Raw genomic sequence first — 1,067 nt, 5'->3', positions numbered from 1 at the left:
AGTGCCCAACGTTTGTGTAGCCAAGTCATTGCTCCCCAAGTCCAAGAGTATCTAGAGCAACGCCAGCAAGAAATGCTCCCTCTTGCCTTTCAGACAGAGCAAAAGCTCCCTGCTGATTTGCCCACGCCAGAAGTGCTTTACATTGAGTCCGACGGCGTCCATACCCCGATGCGAGATGGTACTTGGCGAGAAATGAAAGTGGGGGTTGTGCGTGCGGAGTTTCGCGATGGTCGTGAGCAGATGCCCTCACGCTATCTTTGCACCATGGAGGAAGCGAGTCGCTTTGGAAAGCACTGGGAAGCCCTTGCCCTGAGTTGTGGTTATCTGAAAGCGGGTAGCCTTGCTGTCTTGGGAGATGGAGCGGCTTGGATTTGGAATCTTGCTTCTGGCTGTTTTCCTCGTGCCCAGCAGATCCTGGATTTCTATCATGCCAGCGAGTACGTAGCGGCTGTGGCGGAGGATGTTTTTGGTGATGGCAAGCAAGCGTGGCTGAGCTCGCGTCTTTGTGAGATGAAGCGCAGTTCTTGGACTTGCTTTTGGAAAGCCATTGAGGCGTTAGGTCGCTCTGATCTGGAGTCCATTTCTCGCCTGAAGACCTACTTTGGCAACAATGCTTCTCGGATGGACTATGGTGAGTACCTTGGCCGTGGTCTTTGTATCGGCTCTGGGCTTGCGGAGTCTTCGTGTAAGCGTGTGGTGAGCCAGCGTTTGAAGGGTGCCGGGATGCGTTGGAGCGTGGGTGGTGGTGAGGTGATTGCTCGCCTGCGCGGTTTTCTTCTTGGCAACGAGTTGGATGCGTTTTTCGCCTTTTGGAATCGTCGCGCGTTTCAGCCTGCTACCTCACCACTTTAATGTCTTGCACCCGTGCTCATCCAGCGAGTGGATCTGCTCGCCCTTCTGGAGCCTGCTCGTCCTGAGGAACCGGATCTCGCAGCGTGAACAAAGACAGCAAAATATCCTACCCTGCCTGAAGTGGCTCGCCAGCTTGGCCTTAGCTTCCTAAATCAGGGGGATGCCGCTCTGCAAGGGTGAGCAGGCGGCGAAGTAGACGGGGCAATCTCAGGCAT

At 54.9% G+C, this 1,067-nt stretch carries 1 protein-coding gene; it reads left to right on the top strand.

Annotated elements, in window-relative coordinates:
- The coding region (locus RMO15_RS10290; protein WP_309711560.1) for a UPF0236 family transposase-like protein at window positions 1–852 on the top strand (852 nt) is incomplete at its 5' end.
- Between the last annotated feature and the right edge of the window lie 215 nt (window positions 853–1,067).

Source organism: Armatimonas sp. (assembly GCF_031410135.1).
Lineage (GTDB): Bacteria > Armatimonadota > Armatimonadia > Armatimonadales > Armatimonadaceae > Armatimonas.
Note: the sequence above shows the minus strand (reverse complement) of the source record. Positions and strands in the feature narration are given on the sequence as shown.